Origin of the sequence: Streptomyces sp. A1136, from assembly GCF_004795055.1 — a bacterium.
GTDB lineage: Bacteria > Actinomycetota > Actinomycetes > Streptomycetales > Streptomycetaceae > Streptomyces.
In genome coordinates, this window is sequence record NZ_SSBJ01000219.1 from 1 (window position 1) to 633 (window position 633).

General features: G+C 70.8%; 1 pseudogene. It reads left to right on the forward strand.

The annotated features are described in order from the left end of the window. Positions 1-297, forward strand: a pseudogene (locus E6R62_RS40105) (tetratricopeptide repeat protein); the annotation flags it as partial. Positions 298-633 lie beyond the last annotated feature (336 nt).

Genomic DNA, 633 nt, shown 5'->3' on the forward strand with positions numbered 1-633 from the left:
GCCTCCGAGCTGCCGACCCTGCGGGTCAGCGTGAACGCGGCCGCGCCATCCGATGTGCAGGCGCTGGTGGATTCCTTCTTCGCCCGGGACTACGGCGCCGAGCCGGCGAGCAGCTTTCACATGCTGTGCGCCTGCTGCAGCACGGGCCGCGTTGACTGGGACACCTCCAGCACGCCGACCCACGGCGGCTCGCAGAAGGTCTGGCTGGCCGCCCCCGAGGCAGAGGCGCGCCGCCTGCTGGAGGAGTGGGCGGCAGCGGCCGGACGTACCTGGGGCGGCCTGCAAAAGGCGAATTAGCGGTCCTGGATGTCAGCGGCTGCCCACCACGATGGCGGCGACGGTCGGTACGAGTTCATGGCACGCGATGTGGCTCGCCCCGCGGTCGTGCTGGGCACCTCGGGGAGCCGAAGCGCCGTGCCACGGACAACGGGCCCCTCCCCCGCCTTCGGTGGGAAAGGGGCCCGCGGGCGCCACTGGCGTCACACGTCAGCCTGGCGTCAGGAGACGGTCACGTCGTCGTAGTAGGTGTAGGTCTCGTCACCCGCGTAGTCGTCGTCCTTGCTGGTGAGCGTGAGGGTGTAGCTGTGGCCCGCGGTCAGGGAGCCGGAGACGGTCTTCCAACCGGCGCCGTTG